At 32.7% G+C, this 19,531-nt stretch carries 24 protein-coding genes and 4 pseudogenes; 2 read left to right on the top strand and 26 right to left on the bottom strand.

Annotated features, from left to right (window positions below):
* Nucleotides 1-1,054, top strand: a protein-coding gene (locus A9G41_RS02880) for an IS3 family transposase (protein WP_442903286.1) whose coding sequence is annotated in 2 segments (ribosomal slippage) — nt 1-219 and nt 219-1,054 — 1,055 coding nt annotated over the 2 segments. Because the reading frame shifts where the segments join, the coding sequence is not laid out codon by codon here. This gene is flagged as partial in the annotation.
* 93 nt (nt 1,055-1,147) lie between these two features.
* On the opposite strand, the gene A9G41_RS14925 is transcribed toward A9G41_RS02880, so the two are convergent.
* The 26 genes and pseudogenes from A9G41_RS14925 to A9G41_RS02770 all read right to left on the bottom strand — a co-directional run bounded on the left by A9G41_RS14925 (nt 1,148) and on the right by A9G41_RS02770 (nt 18,065).
* Nucleotides 1,148-1,237, bottom strand: a complete 90-nt coding sequence (locus A9G41_RS14925; protein ID WP_442903287.1) for a hypothetical protein — start codon at nt 1,235-1,237, stop codon at nt 1,148-1,150.
* A 334-nt stretch (nt 1,238-1,571) separates the two neighbouring features.
* Nucleotides 1,572-1,802 (bottom strand): hypothetical protein, encoded by a 231-nt coding sequence (locus tag A9G41_RS14425; RefSeq protein WP_065579963.1) that lies wholly within the window; start codon nt 1,800-1,802, stop codon nt 1,572-1,574.
* A gap of 391 nt (nt 1,803-2,193) precedes the next feature.
* Nucleotides 2,194-2,643, bottom strand: coding sequence for an Imm9 family immunity protein (gene imm9, locus A9G41_RS02875; protein WP_075539313.1), 450 nt, complete (start codon nt 2,641-2,643; stop codon nt 2,194-2,196).
* Nucleotides 2,644-3,044: 401 nt separating this feature from the next.
* Nucleotides 3,045-3,203 (bottom strand): annotated as a pseudogene (locus tag A9G41_RS14920) (RHS repeat-associated core domain-containing protein); the annotation flags it as partial.
* Between the two features lie 430 nt (nt 3,204-3,633).
* Nucleotides 3,634-3,990 carry a hypothetical protein gene (locus A9G41_RS02870; RefSeq protein ID WP_065566957.1) on the bottom strand — a complete coding sequence of 119 codons (357 nt, stop codon included), beginning with the start codon at nt 3,988-3,990 and terminating at the stop codon, nt 3,634-3,636.
* A 324-nt stretch (nt 3,991-4,314) separates the two neighbouring features.
* A complete protein-coding gene (locus A9G41_RS13390) occupies nt 4,315-4,767 on the bottom strand; it encodes a hypothetical protein (RefSeq protein WP_081297875.1) in 453 nt (150 codons plus the stop codon).
* A gap of 276 nt (nt 4,768-5,043) precedes the next feature.
* On the bottom strand, nt 5,044-5,655 hold the full coding sequence (locus A9G41_RS02860; RefSeq protein WP_065566956.1) for a hypothetical protein: 612 nt from the start codon (nt 5,653-5,655) through the stop codon (nt 5,044-5,046).
* A gap of 429 nt (nt 5,656-6,084) precedes the next feature.
* Nucleotides 6,085-6,429: a hypothetical protein gene (locus A9G41_RS02855; protein ID WP_065579962.1), complete on the bottom strand. Its 345-nt coding sequence runs from the start codon at nt 6,427-6,429 to the stop codon at nt 6,085-6,087.
* A complete protein-coding gene (locus A9G41_RS14185; protein WP_065588957.1) occupies nt 6,422-6,604 on the bottom strand; it encodes a hypothetical protein in 183 nt (60 codons plus the stop codon). Before A9G41_RS14185 ends, A9G41_RS02855 begins: the two co-directional genes overlap by 8 nt.
* 165 nt (nt 6,605-6,769) lie before the next feature.
* Nucleotides 6,770-7,531, bottom strand: a complete 762-nt coding sequence (locus A9G41_RS02845; protein WP_065582186.1) for a hypothetical protein — start codon at nt 7,529-7,531, stop codon at nt 6,770-6,772.
* Between the two features lie 28 nt (nt 7,532-7,559).
* Nucleotides 7,560-8,042: a hypothetical protein gene (locus tag A9G41_RS02840; RefSeq protein WP_065582187.1), complete on the bottom strand. Its 483-nt coding sequence runs from the start codon at nt 8,040-8,042 to the stop codon at nt 7,560-7,562.
* Nucleotides 8,042-8,353: a hypothetical protein gene (locus tag A9G41_RS02835; RefSeq protein WP_065582188.1), complete on the bottom strand. Its 312-nt coding sequence runs from the start codon at nt 8,351-8,353 to the stop codon at nt 8,042-8,044. The genes A9G41_RS02840 and A9G41_RS02835 overlap by 1 nt, the downstream gene beginning before the upstream one ends.
* A gap of 182 nt (nt 8,354-8,535) precedes the next feature.
* Entirely contained in the window at nt 8,536-9,018 is a 483-nt protein-coding gene (locus A9G41_RS02830; RefSeq protein WP_065582189.1) for a hypothetical protein, read from the bottom strand.
* A 1,041-nt stretch (nt 9,019-10,059) separates the two neighbouring features.
* Complete coding sequence (locus tag A9G41_RS02825) at nt 10,060-10,494, bottom strand: hypothetical protein (protein ID WP_065582190.1); 435 nt, start codon at nt 10,492-10,494, stop codon at nt 10,060-10,062.
* Nucleotides 10,495-10,853: 359 nt separating this feature from the next.
* Nucleotides 10,854-11,091 (bottom strand): annotated as a pseudogene (locus A9G41_RS14915) (RHS repeat-associated core domain-containing protein); the annotation flags it as partial.
* Between the two features lie 68 nt (nt 11,092-11,159).
* A complete protein-coding gene (locus A9G41_RS02815; protein ID WP_065572374.1) occupies nt 11,160-11,594 on the bottom strand; it encodes a hypothetical protein in 435 nt (144 codons plus the stop codon).
* A gap of 209 nt (nt 11,595-11,803) precedes the next feature.
* Nucleotides 11,804-12,130, bottom strand: a complete 327-nt coding sequence (locus tag A9G41_RS02810; protein WP_065567038.1) for a hypothetical protein — start codon at nt 12,128-12,130, stop codon at nt 11,804-11,806.
* Between the two features lie 766 nt (nt 12,131-12,896).
* Nucleotides 12,897-13,307, bottom strand: a complete 411-nt coding sequence (locus A9G41_RS02805) for a hypothetical protein (RefSeq protein ID WP_065582192.1) — start codon at nt 13,305-13,307, stop codon at nt 12,897-12,899.
* A 416-nt stretch (nt 13,308-13,723) separates the two neighbouring features.
* Nucleotides 13,724-14,347, bottom strand: a complete 624-nt coding sequence (locus A9G41_RS13380; protein WP_081295763.1) for an RHS repeat domain-containing protein — start codon at nt 14,345-14,347, stop codon at nt 13,724-13,726.
* A gap of 26 nt (nt 14,348-14,373) precedes the next feature.
* Complete coding sequence (locus A9G41_RS02795; protein ID WP_065567335.1) at nt 14,374-14,823, bottom strand: SMI1/KNR4 family protein; 450 nt, start codon at nt 14,821-14,823, stop codon at nt 14,374-14,376.
* Between the two features lie 213 nt (nt 14,824-15,036).
* A complete protein-coding gene (locus tag A9G41_RS02790) occupies nt 15,037-15,285 on the bottom strand; it encodes a hypothetical protein (protein ID WP_065582194.1) in 249 nt (82 codons plus the stop codon).
* 262 nt (nt 15,286-15,547) lie between these two features.
* A pseudogene (locus tag A9G41_RS14910) lies at nt 15,548-15,664 on the bottom strand (RHS repeat-associated core domain-containing protein); the annotation flags it as partial.
* A gap of 20 nt (nt 15,665-15,684) precedes the next feature.
* Nucleotides 15,685-16,044: a hypothetical protein gene (locus A9G41_RS02785; protein WP_065582195.1), complete on the bottom strand. Its 360-nt coding sequence runs from the start codon at nt 16,042-16,044 to the stop codon at nt 15,685-15,687.
* 657 nt (nt 16,045-16,701) lie between these two features.
* A complete protein-coding gene (locus A9G41_RS02780; RefSeq protein ID WP_065582196.1) occupies nt 16,702-17,142 on the bottom strand; it encodes a hypothetical protein in 441 nt (146 codons plus the stop codon).
* Nucleotides 17,143-17,159: 17 nt separating this feature from the next.
* The gene (locus A9G41_RS02775; RefSeq protein WP_065582197.1) at nt 17,160-17,519 is read right to left on the bottom strand and encodes a GH-E family nuclease; all 360 of its coding nucleotides are present in this window, start codon (nt 17,517-17,519) and stop codon (nt 17,160-17,162) included.
* Between the two features lie 186 nt (nt 17,520-17,705).
* The gene (locus A9G41_RS02770) at nt 17,706-18,065 is read right to left on the bottom strand and encodes a hypothetical protein (RefSeq protein WP_065567338.1); all 360 of its coding nucleotides are present in this window, start codon (nt 18,063-18,065) and stop codon (nt 17,706-17,708) included.
* Between the two features lie 384 nt (nt 18,066-18,449).
* On the opposite strand from A9G41_RS02770, the pseudogene A9G41_RS13815 reads away from it, so the two are divergent.
* Nucleotides 18,450-19,531 (top strand): annotated as a pseudogene (locus A9G41_RS13815) (IS3 family transposase); the annotation flags it as partial.

Genomic DNA, 19,531 nt, shown 5'->3' with positions numbered 1-19,531 from the left:
TCGCTATTTTAAAAGAAGCTGAAGCAGGTATTCCTGTCAAGGAACTCTGTCGCAAATATGGCATGGGTAATTCAACTTTCTATAAGTGGCGAGAAAAATACGGCGGTATGGAAACGTCGGATATTAAACGCTTAAAGGAGCTGGAGGCTGAAAACTGCAAGCTTAAGCAGATGTTTGCCGAACTGAGCTTAAAATCCCAGCTTCAGGAAGATATCATAAAAAAGCTTTAGTGCCAACAGGGGCACGTAAAACGTGGGCACAGCAACTACAACAAAATCATTCAGTTACTATTGCTATGAGTTGTGCCATTGTTGGTTTAAGCCGTTGTGCTTACTATTATCAAGCTAAGTTACAGGATGATTCGGTGATTGTTTCGGTGTTGAATGCTATCACAGACCGGCATTTACGCTGGGGCTTTCCTAAATGTTTTAATCGTATCAGAAAGCTCGGCTATCAATGGAATCATAAACGGGTATATCGGGTGTATTGTGAATTAAAGCTTAATCTCAGGGTAAAGCGTAAAAAACGCATTCCTCCACGATGCCCGGAAAGGTTATTAGTCCCCAATAAACAAGGTGAATGTTGGTCAATGGATTTTATGAGTGACAGTAGTCGTAATCAACGTCGCTTTAGGACATTCAATGTCATCGATGACTTTAATCGTGAGGCATTAGGTATTGATATTGGTGTGAGTTTACCCGCAGGTAGAGTGACTCGTTATTTGGATAAATTGGCGGAGTATCATGGTTATCCGTTAAAAATACGCGTCGATAATGGACCAGAATTTACAGGAAAAACCTTTATAAACTGGGCTAAATCACATGATATAGCCATTGATTATATCCAGCCCGGTAGCCCTTATGAAAATGGTTATATTGAACGATTTAATCGTACCTATCGTACTGAAGTACTCGATTTATATCTTTTTAACAACTTAGCACAAGCAAGGAGAATAACCGAAGAATGGTTAACGATTTATAACACCGAAAGACCGCATGAGGCATTAAATAACATGACACCGCTCGAATATAAAACATTAAAACAGGCAGCTTAATTTTCTACGTGAGTTGTGTACTAAGTTTGGGGTATTTACAATACAGATTAAATTCACCTAGCAATCCAATTGGGTCAGGCTAGATAAAGTGGACTATATCAAGGCATAATACCTAAAAGTATTGTAATATAACCCCGTTTTTCTGTCTAAATATTGTCCCTGATATCTGAAGTTTTGATCTATTGATGCGTGTTCAATTTCCTGAATCCCTTTACTCCCAGAGCTGATAATTTCTTCATCTTCATTGCCCCTTTTGTCTATATGTGCCAGAGGTTCGTAGCAGCTCTGTCCGGGGTAGATATACAGGCTGCTGTGCTGATTCGGGCTGGTTTTCTAAATCATTATTAAGCCATTCTAGCGGATACGGTTGTAGGGGGCTGTGCTATTTAGCTGATGTTTTTCGATATGCTAGCCAAGAGCATCGTAGATATTGGAATGCCAATATCTTTTCAAACAACAAAATTAAGAAAAGGTAATGAAGATTATTATTCAATAAATTCTAGAATATATTTCTAAATTAACTATATATAGCCAACTCAGGCTTACAAAAACCTATAACAAAATCCATTAATTCTAAAATAATATCTTCTTCGTCAAGATATCTCAGGTTTTGTAAACAATCATACATGCAAATCTGTGGCATGCCTTTATTTTTAAAATCAACTAATACCTTTCTAATTTCCAATAAATCTTTATTTGAAGATATTTCTTTTTTCATATAATCAAGGAATTTCTGTTGTTCTAGCATTTTATCCATTTACTTTTTTAATTAGCCAATGCTGTTTGGTATTTTGAAAGAAGCATCGACTGTTTAGGTTGAATTGCGCCATGTCCTGATTTGTTTTGTACGTGCTGCAAATCATTACCAATGATCTGTTACATACAGGAATATCCCTATTAGGGCTAGCACTCAATGTTCTAGCTGAGTCTACAACTTTGGATTTACTTTTCTTTTTTGTCATTCTTCGAAATATGTCTGAATAATTTAATCCCCATGCTTCGATACAAGTCAACCCATTAGACGCATACTGATACAGATTAACGCCACCTAGCAATCCGGCTAAATCAGTGAATCTACATGTATCAGGATAGTATCACTTTGAAAGCCCGTTATTCTTAATAACTTCATTATTGTGATTTCAATTCTGCAATTTTATTCTCTTGCCACCACAGACAATACCTTTCGTAAAAGCTAAACCTATTGCACGTTTTGCACTTTCAAAAATATAACTATATAAACTCTCGTAGTTTTCAAATTCAGGATCTAAAATGAAAAAATTTTCATTTAACGGTTTAAAAAAACTTTCTTTTACTTCTCTTAATCCATATGGAGCCTGGTTTTTATCAGGAATGCAAATAGAGATAGAAATAACATACTCCTTATCTGATGGATAGCGCATTGATCTTTTGAAAACCCCAATACCATTTGTAGCCCGAGAATTAATCATTATTAAAATACGCCACCCATTTAAATCTAAAATATTTATTCGCGGTAACAAGTTATCAATATATTTGTTCAATTCTATCCACATGAAATGCATATTCACATTGTCATTTATTTTTGGTACTTCAGTAGGCAATGACACCATTATTTTTTTCCCATAATATACCTTGTAAAATAGTTAGCACCACTTGTTCTTTTTAGTACTGGGTCTATAACGTTTATCTTTTTCTTGATTGGGTGGCAATTCATGTTTTAATATTCTTAAAAGCCTAACTCTTCTTGCCTCAATTCTTTTCATTTTATCTTTAGTTATTCCTCTATAAGTACGGACTACTTTCGATTCTGCATTGCCAAAGTTAGGGGCTTTTCGTACTTTTCTTATACTCGTATAAGCACGTCTATTTTATCCGCCAGCCATTACATCTTCTGCTTTACTAATTCCTGTTTTAGCACGGCGTTTAGATTCCTATCCATTACATCATATAAAACCCAATCTCAATTAGTGTCATTACTATTTTTATACCATCCAATTGTATCAATTCAAGTCAACCCATTCGGCACATACTGATACAGATTACACCTACCTAGCAGCCCAACTGAGTTGGACTGGGTAAAGCGTCCTATATCTGGATCATAGTACCTAAAGGTATTGTAATGCAGTCTAGTTTTTCTGTCTAAATATTACCCATGATATCTGAAGTTTTGCACTATTGGTTTGTGTTCGATTTCCTGAATGCGCTTACCCTAGAGCTGATAGCTACATTCCCAGAGTTATTCGCCGTTTGCATCGGTAAGCCGTTCTGGTCGGCGTAGAAGTAGCGGATATATTGTTTTTAATTGCCGTCTGTGCCTATACGTGCCAGTGGCTAGTCGTTGCTCTAGTGGGTGTAGATATTCAGGCTACTGTGCCGATTCGGGCAGGTTTCCTGTATTATTGTTAAGCTATCCCATAGGAACGGGTACGGTTGTAAGGTTTGCCTGTGCTGCCTGACTGATGTTTTTCGATACGTCGACCTAAGGCGTCGTAGGCGTAGTTGTAACGCTGGTTGTGGCTAGCACTTTGTTTGTTTTTGATGCAATAACTCTCTATCTTACATATATCTAATTATTGAGCTAACTTCTATAATTTTATTTTTTAGTAATATTTAATTTCATATTTACCAATTACATCAAAAATATGATCATAAGTGCTGAGTACTATACGTTGCCTTCCTTTTTTATGCACCTCATCAACTAAATCAAAACTAGATTTTAAATATTGCTCATAAGGATACTCATCCATTCTATAAATAAATAAACTATAAATATCACTGAAAGTAAATGTAACTTTAACTTCTGGAACATTCGATATCTTCGGTTTACAGCCTGATAATGCTAATGACGTATTAACAACTAAAGTAAATGGTATACATTCTAATTTTACGTCAGATAATATTAATGCACTTCGCGCATAAATTATACCGTATTTTGTTTGAATTTCTTTTGTATTCATATTATTTACACCTCAATTTTATTGATTTACCACCGGTTTTAGTTGTAAAACGCCGCCATAAAGTAGCTGAAGACAGATCCACTTAAGTAGCCCATCTAGATGGAGCCTTAGAAATTCCAGCCTTTTTAGCAGTATAAAGGCGCCTATTATCCAAACTAAAACGCACCTTGCGATAACAACTTTGTTTGTATATCAGTGGGTAAATCAAGCTTTTTTATTTTTCTAATAGTCTCTCGATTATTTATGTATGAATGATAATAAGACTATGTATAAGTTTATTCACTTTTTTATCGTTAAAGATTGTAAATATTGCCGATTTTTTGATTAAAGTAATGCATATATTTTCTTTAATTGTCCACAATATTTCTTACTATACGGTATTTTTATTTTTTTTAGATAATTAATTAGGTTATCAACATCGTTAGTAAGTAAATAATACTCTAATAAATGAATAATAAGAAAATTTTCATAGGGTGCATTAACTGAAATAGTGACATCCTTTTCATCATTCCCTTCTTGTTCATCTGGTTCATCAAAGAGAACGACAAACTTAATCGCTATATATTTCAAAAAAGAAGCAAGATTATTCGACAATATGTTTTTTAAATCAGATAAAGTGGCACCAGACAAATTTATTTCATTTGCATCATATTCAAACAATACCGATGGCAATTCTTTTCCGTTTGTCGTAATTTTATATTTTTTCTCTAATTTATCTAATGCCGTTTTATATAATGAGCTATTTATAAAATCTCGAATTTCATTAATGTTTATCATTTATCAACATCTCTTACTATATTTATAACACTATAACCAATGTGTTTATATGGATTGCTTTATGCTTCCATGAGGTTTATTTGGCAATCATCATCATGATTAAATCACTTTTTACTTTTATCATGGCGAGTTTTCTACTCTTTTGTTGCACTATTTTAGAGGGGCGTTACAGCTTAGATTATAATAAACAGATACATTATCTCCCTACAAAATATTAAGGAAACTATTACTATTAGCACATTTATAAATTATTGTTAGATAGTTATATTAAAATAATTATGCCGTTTGAACAAAAAAAAGTCCTGCATTATTAAAATCATCAATTTTCTTTTTTAGAAACAAATATCCAATAGCATCAGATAAAAATAAAGCTCCACCATCATGAACGGGAATATCTGATGAATATAATTGGCCAATAAAATCATATTCATTTAGCAATTTTTCACAAGCCACAATGCCATTGGGTATTTTATTTGACAAAAAAGAAAATGCTGGGTACTCATTATTCTTTAGTTGTGTCTTTTCTAATTCAAGATATTGAGGAACAAGACTATTACTATTTTCACGTAATTTTGATGTCTCAGTTAGTGTAACTCTGGTAAATCCTGATTTTAAATGATCAAGTTCTGCATCATCACCGAAATAAACAATATCGTCCAAAAAATATCTATTTTCATTATATGTTGAAAATACGGAAATATATTTAGCTTTAGGAAGATTAATTCCACTAATAGAATCAGATAATTTATCATTATCGATTGTGAATAATAATGTTAAATTTTCACCTAACGGATTTTGGGGCCAATTGCCGTCAATAAATGCTCCTCCACCAAATTTGATACCACTATTTTCGTTTGATGAAGGTGTAAGCTCATATACTAGGTGCATGATATCTCCATTAACATTTGCTAATTTCTTTATGAATTTTTACGATTTTTCTTAGTATACCAATTTTCTTTTTCAGGAACACCAGCTCTTCCCTGTGCTTCATAGTTATTCTAGTCGGTATAGATATACAGCCTGCTGTGCTGATTCGGGCTGGTTTCCTAAATCACTGCTAAGCCATCCCACAGGAAGCGGGTACGGTGTAGGATTTGCCTGCGTTGTCTAGCTGATGTTTTTCGGTACGTCGACCTAAGGCGTTGTAGACATAGCCGTAACGCTCACTAGCTTGGGTATTCGATGGATACTTCGGTCAACATGTGCTAAACATTGTATTTTAATCTTAGATTTTGGCCAAATCGACTAATCTATATATTAAAATGCCTTGATTTGATAGTAATATAATAAAATTTTAGATAATCGTAGTATTTAATTTTATAAATTCTTTAACTCTCTAATTTTAGCTAAGCCTTTTTCCAAACGACTAATATTTTCATACTTATTTTCTACAGTACTTTTATCTAAATATTTAAGCCATCCAGATACATATTTCCTGAATAAATCAAAACCATCTTCCGTAACAGCAGATTTCATTAATATAAAATCAGTTTTCAAATTTCCCTCTAGATCAAATGGCTCTACATTAATTAGTAAATGGTTCTCTTTGAGAAACGTTAATAAACTAGTAGATAATCTTATTATTTGGTTTTGATATTCTTTACTTTTATTTGCGCCTAATAACATAGGAATATTATGTAATTCAAAATCTTCATTATTCATTATTTTGCCTTATAACTTTTGATATACTTTCAATTTCGATCAGTTCGTTAGTATTTTTATTTTTCACATATATACTTCCTGTACTATGTATCCGAGCTTCTTTTGCTAATTGTTTATGCTTAGAGGCAGTTTTACTTGTTATCTCATAAGGACGCCATTTGCCTTTTAACCACAAAGTCGACTCTATGTCTTTCACCTGTTGTAAGGTTTTAACTGATTTGGCACCGGTTCATTTTTTAGAATTTGATGGCAGAATCAACCGCTACCTTTAACTGGCAAATACACAAAATAATATAGAATGGTGTCTCTCAATTTTCTATCTAAATACTAATCTATTATTTTAATTTTCAATAAGATCTTGATATAGTTCAATTAAGTCATTATTGTTACTTTTTAGGCATTTATTCATTAATTTGATTTTTAAGTCTGAGAAATTTAAGTATAGTAGTAATTCAGCTAATCTTCGGTATATAAAGTCATCGAAAGAAGCAAGGTAATGATCCAACATACTGCCTAATTTATGTTTTACGATTTTATTCTCTTTAAATTTGATTAATATATCTCTAGCTATAGGAATATTATCAATATTGCCATCGACTGATATGTCTATAATTATAGGAATTAATATTTCTAATTCTTCGTCATTAAAATCATCATCTCTTATGAATCTTAACGCTGTTCCTTGTTCTGATAATGTGTTTAATGCTAATAGTAATTGTTGGAAAAAACATTCTGATTTTCTAAAATAATATTTAGAAGAAAATAAATTTGTTTCAGATTCTTTTAAATTAAACCATTCTATAGAAAAAATTGTATTATCTTTCATTTTGTTACTACCATACTCACAAGAAATTGAGTTAAATAATTTTTTAAATTCATTCATGAATATATCACGTTTAATACCTAATCCATTAGGGAATGATTTTCCTTCAGGTATTGTATAGTAATGTTCAGTTAATGGAGACTTATTAGGATCTAATGTGGTTGATGCACCTTGCGGTAATTTTTTATCAACCTGAGGTTCTACCATACCAGTGCTATCAGTATCAATATCTTTGCTTGCTCTTGGTTTTTGGGCTTGCTTTTGTTTCCAAAAGCACACAATTCATTATTTAAGCCCAAGGATCAATCTAAGTCAACTCATTATTACCATTCCATATTCTTAACTCATAAAAATTCTCTGTTGGTAAAATTGAAAATCCAAAAGAGTTATTTATGGCAACTAGCAAACACTCTAACGTCTTGTTACTATTCTTTACTGTCATATTCCAAAATAATGTTGGATTTTGCTTAATGTTATTAATATGCAATTTTAAATAATAATATGTATTACAAGTGATAATTTGAAAAACTACTAAATCATTAGTATCAATACTACTCAAAAAATCACAAAATCGGTTAAATAATAAATTTTCTTTTACTGATAAATCTACTGACTGATGTTCAATATTATCAATAAATTTTGACAAAAAGACATTATAATCATGCGACTCAAACGTTATCGAATAGCTGTTATTATCAATCCGTAATTTATTTGAGATATTTTGAAGAATTGCCTTTTTTTCTTTTTCAATAACTGATAATTTCAATCTTTCTTTTAAAGATAATGACATTATTTTTTGCCTTTAGCATTTGTAATTTTTGTCATATTTTCAGGAATATGTTTACCATATTGATTATATCTTACTTTTGGTTGGAGAGGATCATCAGACAAATCATCAGCAGTATAAAAGTGAGGAACGCGACCAAATTTATTTTCTGGTTTTGAAGTATTTAGATCGGCGTGGACGTAAACTATTTCTTCATCTTCACTACCTATTTTAACTATGCGTGCCAGTGTTGGTAGTTGCTTTGGTCGGTATAGATATACAGGCTGCTGTGCTGATTCTGGCTGGTTTCCTGAATCATTTTTAAGCCATTCCACAGGAAGCGGGTACGGTTATAAGGGTTGCCTGCGCTGCCTAGCTGATGTTCTTCGATACACCGGCTTAAGGCGTCGTAGTGGTAGTGCTGGGTAGCGCCGTTGGTTTGTTTGCAGCCGATTTGTCCGTGGACACTGTATTGGTTTTTATGTCTTCCAAACCAATTAAATACTTTTAAACATTATTAAAAGGGTAAGTTAATTTTTTTATTCAGTTTTTCTTCAATAAGTGTCGATAATTCTTTAAATAAAGTTTCCCAAACCTGAATGTACTCTAATTTACTGATAAAAAGTTTCATATCAGGAATTTTTCCATTATATATGCCTACATCTGGTCCTTTCTTATATTCAAGTTCTACGCCTTTATCTTTAATTTCATAATAGAAGTAAAAATCAGAGCCTTGCTCACAAAACCAAATATCATCTTTGCCTGCCCAATTATTTTTTACTCGTTTGACAGATTTAACAATGTCTTCATAACATGCTGTTATGTCCGCATAAATGTAAAAATGTACTCTATAGTCGCCTTTCAGTTTAATGTAAAACTCAGGTTCAGCATATCTTCTCAATTCTTCCAATGCATATTGAAAAGGAGTTAGTTCGTCATCAATATCATCATCAATATCGCCTATGGGATTTTGATAGTTAACCTCAAATATAGTTTCCATTTTAATCTCCAGGAATATAGGGACAGGCTATAATAGGTTTGCCTCTAATGACTACTCTTATAAATCTTACAATATCCATTATTTTTATTGTTCTATCAGGATAATATATTTTTGATAATTGTGATACTTTAACATCATGTGCTCCATGTGTGTTGGTGCTTTAGCAAACGCTTCCTCTATTATTTTGTTATCATTAAATGCCTTATAGGCTCAGAGTCTTTTGGATTTTTTTCTTGGTCAATTAATTTTTGTGCATTAATTTGAGAACCATGTTGATTACGGGCATATCCATATTTTTTATAACTTTCCCTGTTTGATGATTTAGCTTACAACTCATTAATCCAAATGGATCCAACCAAGTCAACCCATTAGGCGTATACTGATACAGATTAAAGCCACCCTGTGATCCTATCGGATTTGGCTAGGTAAAGCTTCCTATATCTGGATCATAGTGCTTGAAAGTATTGTAATGTAGTCCAGTTTCTCTGCCTAAATATTATTCATGACATCTGAGGTTTTGCTCTATTGATGTTCAATTTCCTGAATATGTTTACCCCAGAGCTGATAGCAGTATTTTCAGACGATGTCATTGTTTGCATCGGTAAGCTTTTCTGGAGAGCCGTTCAGGTTGGTATGGATATACAGGCTGTTGTACTGATTCGGGTTAGTTTTCTGAATCATTTTTAAGGTATTCTACAGGATGCGGGTACTGTTGTAGGGTTGTCTGCGCTGCCTAGCTGATGTTTTTCGATACGGCGTTTCAGGCCGTCGTAGTGATATCCTCTGAAATGTAGGAGAATCAGGTTGCTGTATTCTGTGCTTATCAATCGGTCGAGGCGATCGTACTGGTAGCTGCGTTCTGTTAAGATACTGGGCAGGGTAGAATGCTAGTCACGCTGGGTTGGTTTGTGTTGCAGTCATATTTGAATGTGGTGTTCAGCCGCTCTTGTGGCGTAATACTTCGCGGTGCAGGTTGTCGGAACCGTAATACAGGCTGTTGATGGTGCACCCATCTGGCTGTGAATAAAAAAGATGAATAATCTACTTGAATGTTTTGAATTTTGATAGCCAATAATTGCCTTTATCATATACACAACCAATTAAAACATTTCCTTCTGTTTTGATCGTTAATTCACGACTATAACAATATTTTTTTTCAAAAGACCAGTTTATATCAGCAATATCGAGATATTTCATAATAAGTTCAAAACTTGTTTCAGAGTATATAATTACATTATTTAATAAAGTAATTGGATGACGAGCTACATCAAATCCTAAGGAATGTATCTTGGAATCAACTACCATTATTTCCAGTGAATCATAAAAATAAGAAAAACCTTCACTTTTGTTCAATTTATCAAAGTGATATTTTTTACCCAAATCTTTTTTTTGCAAAATAGAATATATTTCTTTTTCTGATAAGCCTACTTTTAATTCCAAATATATTCCTGTTCTCAGAAAATCAGTTAAGTCCATTAATTTTCTCCTGCATTTTTGAAAATTTAACCACACCCCGCTCGGCCAATTCAATTGACTTTTTATTACTATTTGAGTCATTTAATATCTTTTTAAATTCTTCTATGGCATGAGATACTTGAGTTTTAGTTTTCCCCATAATTTTTTATTGTTTATCAAACCGTCTATATGCTTGTTCGCTTGGGTTATGGATTTTTTACTAATACCTTTCATGTTACTAAACCGCTTCCAGATAAGATTGTCAGCTTTATCTAAACCTAATTTAGCTTCCGTAGTTTTTCTTCCATTTATAGATATATCTAAATAAAATCTTTTAATCCTTACATTATCGAAATGACATGGTTGCATTTTCCCTGTACAGTCAATCCTAATGGATCGACCCAAGTCAAATCATTAGGTGCATACTGATATAGGTTAAAGTCACCCAGCTGGTCAATCGGGGGCTAGCTAGGTAAAGTGACCTATATCCGAGTTATAGTATCAGAAAGTATTGTAATGTAGTCCAGTTTCTCTGTCTAAATACTGTCCCTGATATCTAAGGTTTTGTTGTATCGGGATGTGTTCGATTTTTTGAATCCGTTTTCCCCAGAGCTGATAGCGGTATGCTCACAATACTGCGCCATTTACATAGGTAAATTTTTCCTTTTAGCCCTGATTGCATATCTCTAATTGTTTATACGATAATGAAGATATATTTCATATTCATCATCATTAATAACCAATATTCTTTCAGGTTGTAAAAACAATAATGATAAATCAAAAGATTGGTTGTATTTAAATATACTATTTAAAAAATTATCAAGATGATTAATATTTAAGTGTATCGCAATTTTTTCTTCAAATAGTTGGATGCATTTAAAAAAATTATTATTTAAAGTGTTATTTATAATTTCAATTAATTTTTTTTGGCTAATCGGGTGCTCTAGCCTGATTTCGCTATCAATTTGATCAATCTTGAAAAAAATTTTAAGCTGTTCTTTATACCAAATAAAATCTTCATTATTAACAGACGAAATTGTAAATGATTCAATTCCTTCTAATTGACTAACATATTCTTCTGCTTTTTTATAAAGTAATTTTTTTTCAAGTTTATTATTCATAATATATGTGATGATCATTGGTTAGCGAATCAATAATTTTTTGATATCGTTCTTGTTCGAAGTCATAGGTAATTGAATTAGCACTACGTTTTGATTGGTCCGCATTTAGCTATTGGATCATTTGTTTATTCTACTGTGACACGTTTATGTCCTTGTGCATTTTTATATTGATAATACCTGCCATGTGAAACATGGCTCTATTAATAATTTTATTTGTCTAATTTATAGGGGAAAAGATATTTTTCTAATATTTCATTTTTTGTTTTCTCATCAAAATATCTATTGTTTTGTTTTTCATAATTAGCTATTTTATCAATAGCAACACTCTTATTCATTTCAGGAATATTTGAAAAAATTCTGTTCCAATCTTTTTGATTCCCATACATTTTTATCAATTTTTCAAAAATTGAATTAATAATGGGGCTGCTACAATAAAATAACGAGTCTGTTTCCTCACAATCGAACTTTAAATAAAGAATTGCTTTGGTTAAAGCATTTACTTCACTTCTAGTTAATTCTATTTTTTCAATATCCATTATTATCAACCTTTTGTTTTTACACTAGAATTAATTTGATTGTTTGTCAGTTTTAATCTGGTTTCATAACCTAAACTTGACAAAAAAGAATATGGATTCTTACCAGAATATAATACCTCATTTAGTGTTAACTTTCCTTTATAAATATATTCTAATAATATTAGTCATTACATCTTTCGGGCTCATTAAAATATCTGTGATATAAACTTTACTTTTACATAAGATTCTAAGACACCTATTCGCATGATGTTTTCTAGGCCAATCGAATCCGTATACTGAATACAGCAACCCCATTCGGTGTGGAAGTAGACTGTTTTTTCCATCTCCACTGCCTCTTTTACCTATGCGTGCCCATGGTTTGTAGTTGCTTCCGGTCTGTGTAGATATACTGGCTGCTGTGCTGATTCTAGCTGGTTTTCTGAATCATTTTTAAGCTATTCCATGGGAAGCGAGTACGGTTGTAGGGTTGGTCTTCGTTGTGCCTAGCTGATGTTTTCGATACAGAAGCATAAGGTGTCGTAGATATAATCGTAACGCTAGCTGTGATCGGATTGTTTGATGTGTGTTTCACTTAAGCTTAATTTTATCTATTATAAGCTAGTGGCCGATTTTATTATTTGGTGTCGATATTCTTTGCTTTTATTAACAGTTAATAGCATTGGAATATTATGTAATTCAATATCTTCATTGCTCTACCCTTATCACTGTTGATAAATTTTCAACTTCAATTAATAATTTAGTATCTTTATACAAATATTTTTATTTTTTAATAAGGTATATTTGTTTTATTAATTGGAACAAAATCACTTAATCCTATTCTCCATCGTTGTTCAATATATTCTAATAATTCATCGAAATTAGAAAAAACATATTGTTCAAATGAAGTTATTGATTGATTGAATGCATTATCATTATCAGTTAATGCTGGATCTGCATAATATGTGCGGAGCTTATATAAAAAAAACACTTCTTCCTCATCTATTATTGGTTTTATAAGTTGATCTATATAAAGCGAATACAAGGAAAATTCCCATTCGTCGTCATCCCCAGGTTTTGCATATTCAATAGAATAAATCTCAATAAAACGAGTTTTATTTTCTTCTAATCTTTCAAAGAATTGCCCTTTCATTTCATAGGGAAATGGATGGTAAGGATTATTGTATTTTTTCTTATTCATAAAATATTCTAATAATTCGACTGTTATAGATGTGAATTAGCAAATGCGCACTTTCAGAAGCATGATCTCTAATTTTCTCATTTGGATTAAATTCATCCCAATGATAAGTTCCTTTTTCTACTAAATGGACGAGGTAATCAGTCAGATGCATCTTTTTGTGGGCAAAATGTTCTTGATTTAGTGGTATCCATATATCCTTTGTGTTGAGGATGTTTTTCGTTCGCGGAAATTAACGCTCTCAATATTTCTTCTGCATCAGCTTTATTTCGTACTCTTATAAGAGCTTATTTTCCTTTAGTTAGCTGCTTTTTAATGTGCTTAATTGCCTGTAATAAATTGCAATTCCTCCTACGGAACGGTCTAAGCCAACCCATTAGGTGCATACTGATACCGATTAAAGCCACCTAGTAACCCAATCAGGTCTGGCTGGGTAAATCTACTATATCCGAATCATAGCTCCTGAACATATTGTAATATAAGCCAGTTTCCCTGTCTAAATATTGTTCCTGATATCTGTGATTTTGCTCTATTGATTCTTGCTCAATTTCCTGAAATCGTTTACCCCATAGCTGACAGCTACGTTTCCACAATATTTCACCGTTTGCATCGTTAAGCTCTTCCGAGCAACGGTTAAGGTCGGTGTGGAAGTAGGCTATTTCTTCATCTTCGCTGCCTCTTTTGTCTATGCTTGCTCGTGGTTTGTAGTTGTTTCTGGTCTGTGTAGATATACTAGCTACTGTGCTGATTCTGGCTGGTTTCCTGATCATTGTTAAGCCATTCCACAGGAAGTGGGTTCGGTTGTAGGGTTGGTCTCCACTTGTGTCTAGCTGATGTTTTTCGATACGTCGACCTAAGGCGTCGTAGACATAGCCGTAACGCTGGTTGTGGTTTGAATGTTCGATGCGTGCTTTGCTTAGGCGATGTTCGGCATTGTAAGCTGTAGTGCTGGTTACGTCGTTGTTTTGTTTGCTTTTGACGCTGCCATACGGGTGATAGCTATAGCTCTGATCTCTGAATTTAAGTAGATGATTAAAACGCATCAGGTTGTGGTTGCGGCAGTCTTAATTTACGTCCGTAAGTTTACATATTCTTCAAAAAAACATCTGAATGACGGTGCTAGGACGTTTGATATTTTTCTTGAGAAGAGATCATAATTAACTATTTGTCCATAAGTATTTTTCCTACAATCAACACAGCAACATACATCGTCATCTTTAAAATAAATAACTGCCATATCTAATGGTAATGAGTATTCATTTCGACATTGACAAGTATCATAATAGATAGCTCCTCCAGACTCAGCCAAGGCATTATTATCAACTATGCCTGATATTTCTTCACCAACAACCCCTCCGCCACCAACCAATAAAATAAATTCTTTTAATTCATTTGGTAATGACAAATTTAGCTTATTTTCAAGTATATTAATTTGTGATTCATCACAAGCTCCAAGCCAATATACTTCGTCTTGAGCGCCATGATTTAAACGCGTAACAAGATTTTTAATATCACCCATATAGTTATCACCTCACATAAAATCCAATGCCTTAATTTACAATATTCTTTTATTTTTCATCATTAAAAAATAATTGAAATTCTGCTGACATTATATTCTTTAATCTTTATGATTCCGGATAGATAAAGCCGAAAAATACTTTAGCTTTCTTATGTCAATATGAGTAAAGGTAATTTAGATATGACAGGTTTGTTGAAAAATTTTCATTATAAACTAAATTGATAATAAGTATCTGATAATATTATCTTTTGTTACCTTTTTAAGGATTACAGCATATTCATCTTTAAAATACCCTATATCAGATATTTGATCTTCTGCATCTTGAATAAACCGTATCGGATCATAAAAATTGAATGTGTATATATTTCCATTTACTGTAACTTCAAAATTTAATACAACTCCTTTAGATTCGCATTCAAGTTGAAACAAATTGTCATACCAATCAGGAAATATAATATTCATTAATCTAATACCTGTATTTTTGATAGCGCAACCTGATAATTTTCAAATTATCGCTAATAGTAGTCATATCATATTTTATGAGGAATAAACCCTTTACTAGATACACTAGTAGGATTATCAAAAACAGAAATACCGCGTGTTGTCTTTACTAAACGCTGATTTACCAATTTGATACTCTCCTAGTTTTGCTTTAAAAGAAACAGGTTCCCCTTTTTTGAACCCCATGAAATAACAAACAACTCCACCCAAGAGGATCAACCTAAGCCAATCCATTTGGTGCATAGTGACACAGATTAAAGTCACCAGCTAATCCTATTGGGTCCAGCTGGGTAAAGCGTCCTATATCCGGATCATAGTACCTGAAGATACTATAGAGTAATTTAATTTATTTTTAGAACATCAATTTTTCCATTTTTCACCTCTGACATAACTTATTAGTTCATTTTTATTTTTTGGTTCATTAGGAAATTTCAAAATTGAATCATAACTACAATGACCAATAATCGATGATTTTATGTCATCCAAATAGTCAAAAGCAGCCTCGGGAATGTTATCGTAATCTGGATCGGATAAATTATTTTTTATATATAAAAATGCAAATTTATATATCTTTTTTCTATCCCATTTAGATTGTATTAATTGCCTTAAAAATAAATCTATTAATTTCTGTGATGTATTGTTTTCATTCACATCCCATGATTGCATTATTCTTTTCAAATCTGCAAATGCCTCTTTTTCATTAACAATAAGTTTTGTCATTTATAAGCTAATCCCATTTAATTTGATTAAGCAATTTCTGATATTCATCAAATGTCATGTTTTTGCTTGAATATATGAGAACCATGATCATTAATCGCTGCAAGTCTATTAGGCAATTTATCCAAGTTTGTAATAGTATTTACAAATACCTCGTTTGGGTCAACAGGTAAAGGAACTTGACTGCCACTTAAACTTTGTTTGCCTGTTTAACTTGGATTAATCATATCAGTTGCATTATTTACTTCACTAAAATCATAGAACTTAGGATTTCCTGATGCCGTTTGTATCGATAAGCTCTTTCTGATAACCGTTCAGGTTGGTGTGGAAGTATATTACCCTTTGTGGTTGATTACTTCGTTTATCTCTACTTGCCAGTGATTCGTACTTTGGTCGGTATAAATATACAGGCTACTGTACTGATTCGGGCTGGTTTCCTGAATTATTGTTAAGCCGCCCCATAGGAAACGATTACGATTATAGGGGGGAGGTGTTGTCTAACAGATTTTTTTCGATACATCGACCTAAGGCATCGTAGACATAGCTGTAATAGTTGTTTTGGTCTACCTCGCCGATGCGTACTTCATTTAGGCGGTGTTCGGCGTTGTAGCTGTAGTACTGAGTAGCGTCGTTGGTTTGTTTGCTTTTTAATGTCGACAGTTATAAATTATTTTTTCTTTTTGCCTCTTTTAAATAAAAGTTTATATATTTTTTTTGCCTTTCCTGGAATGCTCGCGCTTTACCATATTTATAAGCCTCATCAAAGTATTTATATGCTTCCTCTAACTGGTCTAATTCATAACAAACCATTCCTAGATTAATTAAAGGCCCCGTATTTATATTAGATCCCCTTGTTTGTAATGAAATTACACCCCATTTTTTAGCAGTAATAAAATCTGATAAGTCAAAATAAGCACTATATATACATTTTGAAATCCAGCTAGCTATTTCCCAATCTAGCTTTGGTTCGGGAAGTAATTGCCAAGCATCATTATATTTATTTAAGGCATTGGTAAAATCTTTCTTGTCATGATATTGATTACCAATTTCTACTATAGCAATTATTTCTTTTTCCAATTTATTATCAGATAGTGTTTTCATCTTTATAACCTTACTTGTTAAAAATACTGCGATTTTTCTATTAGACCAATAAAACTTTCAGAATCTCTATATCTTTCTTTTAAACATGCTCCTTGAGAAGGATTATGACCAAAATATTCTAATTTATAATTATCTAAATCTCTCATGAATGATCTTACTTTCTTAGATTTAGATCTATGGCACTTACCTTTCTGATTCCAATATTTAACGGCATCTTTTAAATGTGCCATATCAGCATCTTGAACATAATACCATTGGTTATTAGTTGAATTTTTGAATTTCATGTTGTTACCGCTATCACGAATGCGACCCTTAGTGAGCATTCTTGCAATAACTTCCTGTCCTGTTTTGCTTTTCTTGCTTGGTGTTCTTCCCATGAATCTAAGATGGTAACTACTTAATCCCCCCAAGCTAATCTGTAGTGCTCGTCATAGCGGTAATTGGTCTGTTTTTATTTGCTGAGTTTTTGATTCAAGCTAAGATTAATTTCTGCTATTACTAGCCATAGAATAAACAGCAAATAAAATCGGAAAGATTTTAAATATCAATCCTGATTTTAATAACTATTTGTAGCTTACTTCACATTGGCCAATAACATCAAAAACATGATCATAAGTACTTAAAATATAATGCTCATCTTTCTCTTTATCGAATATTTTATCGAAGCATGATATCATCATTGGCTGATAACTTGATTCATCAATCATTGTAATATTTAAGCTCTTTATATTTTCAAATTTAAAATAAATTAAAGCCTCTCCTTCTAGCCCTTTACTTGGTTGGCAAAGCGACAATTCCAAAGAAGCTATTACCTTTAATTCTAGGGGAAACATATTTAATATGACGTCTTTTAATATTAAAGCGTCTCTTCCATATATTTCTCCATATATTGTCTCAATAGCCTGATTATGTACTGTTAGCATCTTACTTTTATCCCTATCCCACCAGTTTTTGTTGAAAATATATTGTTTAAGTTAATTGACTTCAAATCAGATTTAGTTGCCCAAACCGCAGGCATACGTTTTATACTGTAACTAACTCATAAAATAGTACAGCAAAAAAGTAGAAAATTCTCTATGATAAAAGTAAAAGGGGGATTTAATGATGAAAAAATGGTTGAACATTAAATCGTAGCTATTTTAACAGAAGCTGAGGTTGTATTGCCTTAAAGAACTGTGCCGTAAATACAGGTAAGTTTTAATTGCTATTGTTTAAAAAGATGGATAGGCTACACTAATTAGTACCAGTTTAATAAGGTCATTGTTATGATAACCAAAAAACAAAAGGAACCAACAATGACAAATCTCATTTCAAGAAGAGAAAAACGCAGTTTTAGTAATGAATTTAAAAAACAGAGGGTAATGTTATACCAAAATGGCAAAAAACGAGCGGATATTGTCACCGAATACGACCTGACTAAATCCGCATTAGATAAGTGGATTAAGCAATATCAAACCACTGGTGAGTTTACAGCTCAAGCTAATCGTCGTGCTCAAGAAAATGAGCTCATAGCCCTACGTAAAGAGAATAAGCGATTGTTAATGGAGAATGACATCCTAAAGCAAGCGGCGTTGATAATAGGACGAAAATCAAATTAATCACCGAGAATCAACATCGATATAGTTTACGTGCGTTATGTCGATGTTTACAAGTGTCAAGAAATAGCTTCTATTATCAACTACAATTAACCAGTAAAAAAACAGACAAAGAGCTTAGTAAAAAAGTGAAAGCGGTATTTAACGATAACTATCAAGCCTATGGAACAAGGCGACTACAAGCAGAGCTTAGAAAGAAAAGCATACTATTATCCCGTCGCCGAATTGGTCGAATCATGCAAGAAAACGGATGAGTATCAAAATATACCTGTAAAAAATATCGTGCTAATACAGAACAAAGCAACGAATCAACAGTAAGTAAGCAACTTAATCGTGAGTTTACCGTAGGCCAACAACGAAAAGTGTTAGTGACTGATTTAACTTATGTGAGAGTAAAACAACAATGGCATTACCTTTGTGTGATTATTGATGTAAGCAATCGAGAAATCGTGGGACGAAGTGCTGGAAAACATAAAAATGCTCAACTGGTTATGGATGCTATCAGCCAAATCCCTATTAACTTAAATTCAGTTGAGTTATTTCATTCAGATAGAGGAAAAGAATTTGATAATCATCTACTTGATGAATGTTTACAGGAATTTGGCATTGAGCGTTCATTAAGCCATAAGGGATGCCCTTATGATAATGCTGTTGCTGAAGCAACATTTAAAGCGGTGAAAACTGAATTTGTGTCAAACACGATTTTTGATTCACTTGAACAACTCAGGTTGCAATTTAATCACTATGTGGATTGGTTTAATTACAACAGGCTTCATTCGTCTTTAAATTACCAG

The sequence above is a fragment of the Gilliamella sp. Nev5-1 genome (assembly GCF_001690895.1).
Lineage (GTDB): Bacteria > Pseudomonadota > Gammaproteobacteria > Enterobacterales > Orbaceae > Gilliamella > Gilliamella apicola_C.
This window is presented reverse-complemented; position numbering and strand designations above follow the sequence as displayed.

Bases quoted from the DNA above. Each gene is read 5' to 3' on its own strand.
- A9G41_RS14425 (WP_065579963.1), bottom strand. From the start codon at position 1,802: ATGCTAGAACAACAGAAATTCCTTGATTATATGAAAAAAGAAATATCT.
- imm9 (WP_075539313.1), bottom strand. From the start codon at position 2,643: ATGGTGTCATTGCCTACTGAAGTACCAAAAATAAATGACAATGTGAAT.
- A9G41_RS02870 (WP_065566957.1), bottom strand. From the start codon at position 3,990: ATGAATACAAAAGAAATTCAAACAAAATACGGTATAATTTATGCGCGA.
- A9G41_RS13390 (WP_081297875.1), bottom strand. From the start codon at position 4,767: ATGATAAACATTAATGAAATTCGAGATTTTATAAATAGCTCATTATAT.
- A9G41_RS02860 (WP_065566956.1), bottom strand. From the start codon at position 5,655: ATGCACCTAGTATATGAGCTTACACCTTCATCAAACGAAAATAGTGGT.
- A9G41_RS02855 (WP_065579962.1), bottom strand. From the start codon at position 6,429: ATGAATAATGAAGATTTTGAATTACATAATATTCCTATGTTATTAGGC.
- A9G41_RS02840 (WP_065582187.1), bottom strand. From the start codon at position 8,042: ATGTCATTATCTTTAAAAGAAAGATTGAAATTATCAGTTATTGAAAAA.
- A9G41_RS02830 (WP_065582189.1), bottom strand. From the start codon at position 9,018: ATGGAAACTATATTTGAGGTTAACTATCAAAATCCCATAGGCGATATT.
- A9G41_RS02825 (WP_065582190.1), bottom strand. From the start codon at position 10,494: ATGGACTTAACTGATTTTCTGAGAACAGGAATATATTTGGAATTAAAA.
- A9G41_RS02815 (WP_065572374.1), bottom strand. From the start codon at position 11,594: ATGAATAATAAACTTGAAAAAAAATTACTTTATAAAAAAGCAGAAGAA.
- A9G41_RS02810 (WP_065567038.1), bottom strand. From the start codon at position 12,130: ATGGATATTGAAAAAATAGAATTAACTAGAAGTGAAGTAAATGCTTTA.
- A9G41_RS02805 (WP_065582192.1), bottom strand. From the start codon at position 13,307: ATGAATAAGAAAAAATACAATAATCCTTACCATCCATTTCCCTATGAA.
- A9G41_RS13380 (WP_081295763.1), bottom strand. From the start codon at position 14,347: ATGCGTTTTAATCATCTACTTAAATTCAGAGATCAGAGCTATAGCTAT.
- A9G41_RS02795 (WP_065567335.1), bottom strand. From the start codon at position 14,823: ATGGGTGATATTAAAAATCTTGTTACGCGTTTAAATCATGGCGCTCAA.
- A9G41_RS02790 (WP_065582194.1), bottom strand. From the start codon at position 15,285: ATGAATATTATATTTCCTGATTGGTATGACAATTTGTTTCAACTTGAA.
- A9G41_RS02785 (WP_065582195.1), bottom strand. From the start codon at position 16,044: ATGACAAAACTTATTGTTAATGAAAAAGAGGCATTTGCAGATTTGAAA.
- A9G41_RS02780 (WP_065582196.1), bottom strand. From the start codon at position 17,142: ATGAAAACACTATCTGATAATAAATTGGAAAAAGAAATAATTGCTATA.
- A9G41_RS02775 (WP_065582197.1), bottom strand. From the start codon at position 17,519: ATGGGAAGAACACCAAGCAAGAAAAGCAAAACAGGACAGGAAGTTATT.
- A9G41_RS02770 (WP_065567338.1), bottom strand. From the start codon at position 18,065: ATGCTAACAGTACATAATCAGGCTATTGAGACAATATATGGAGAAATA.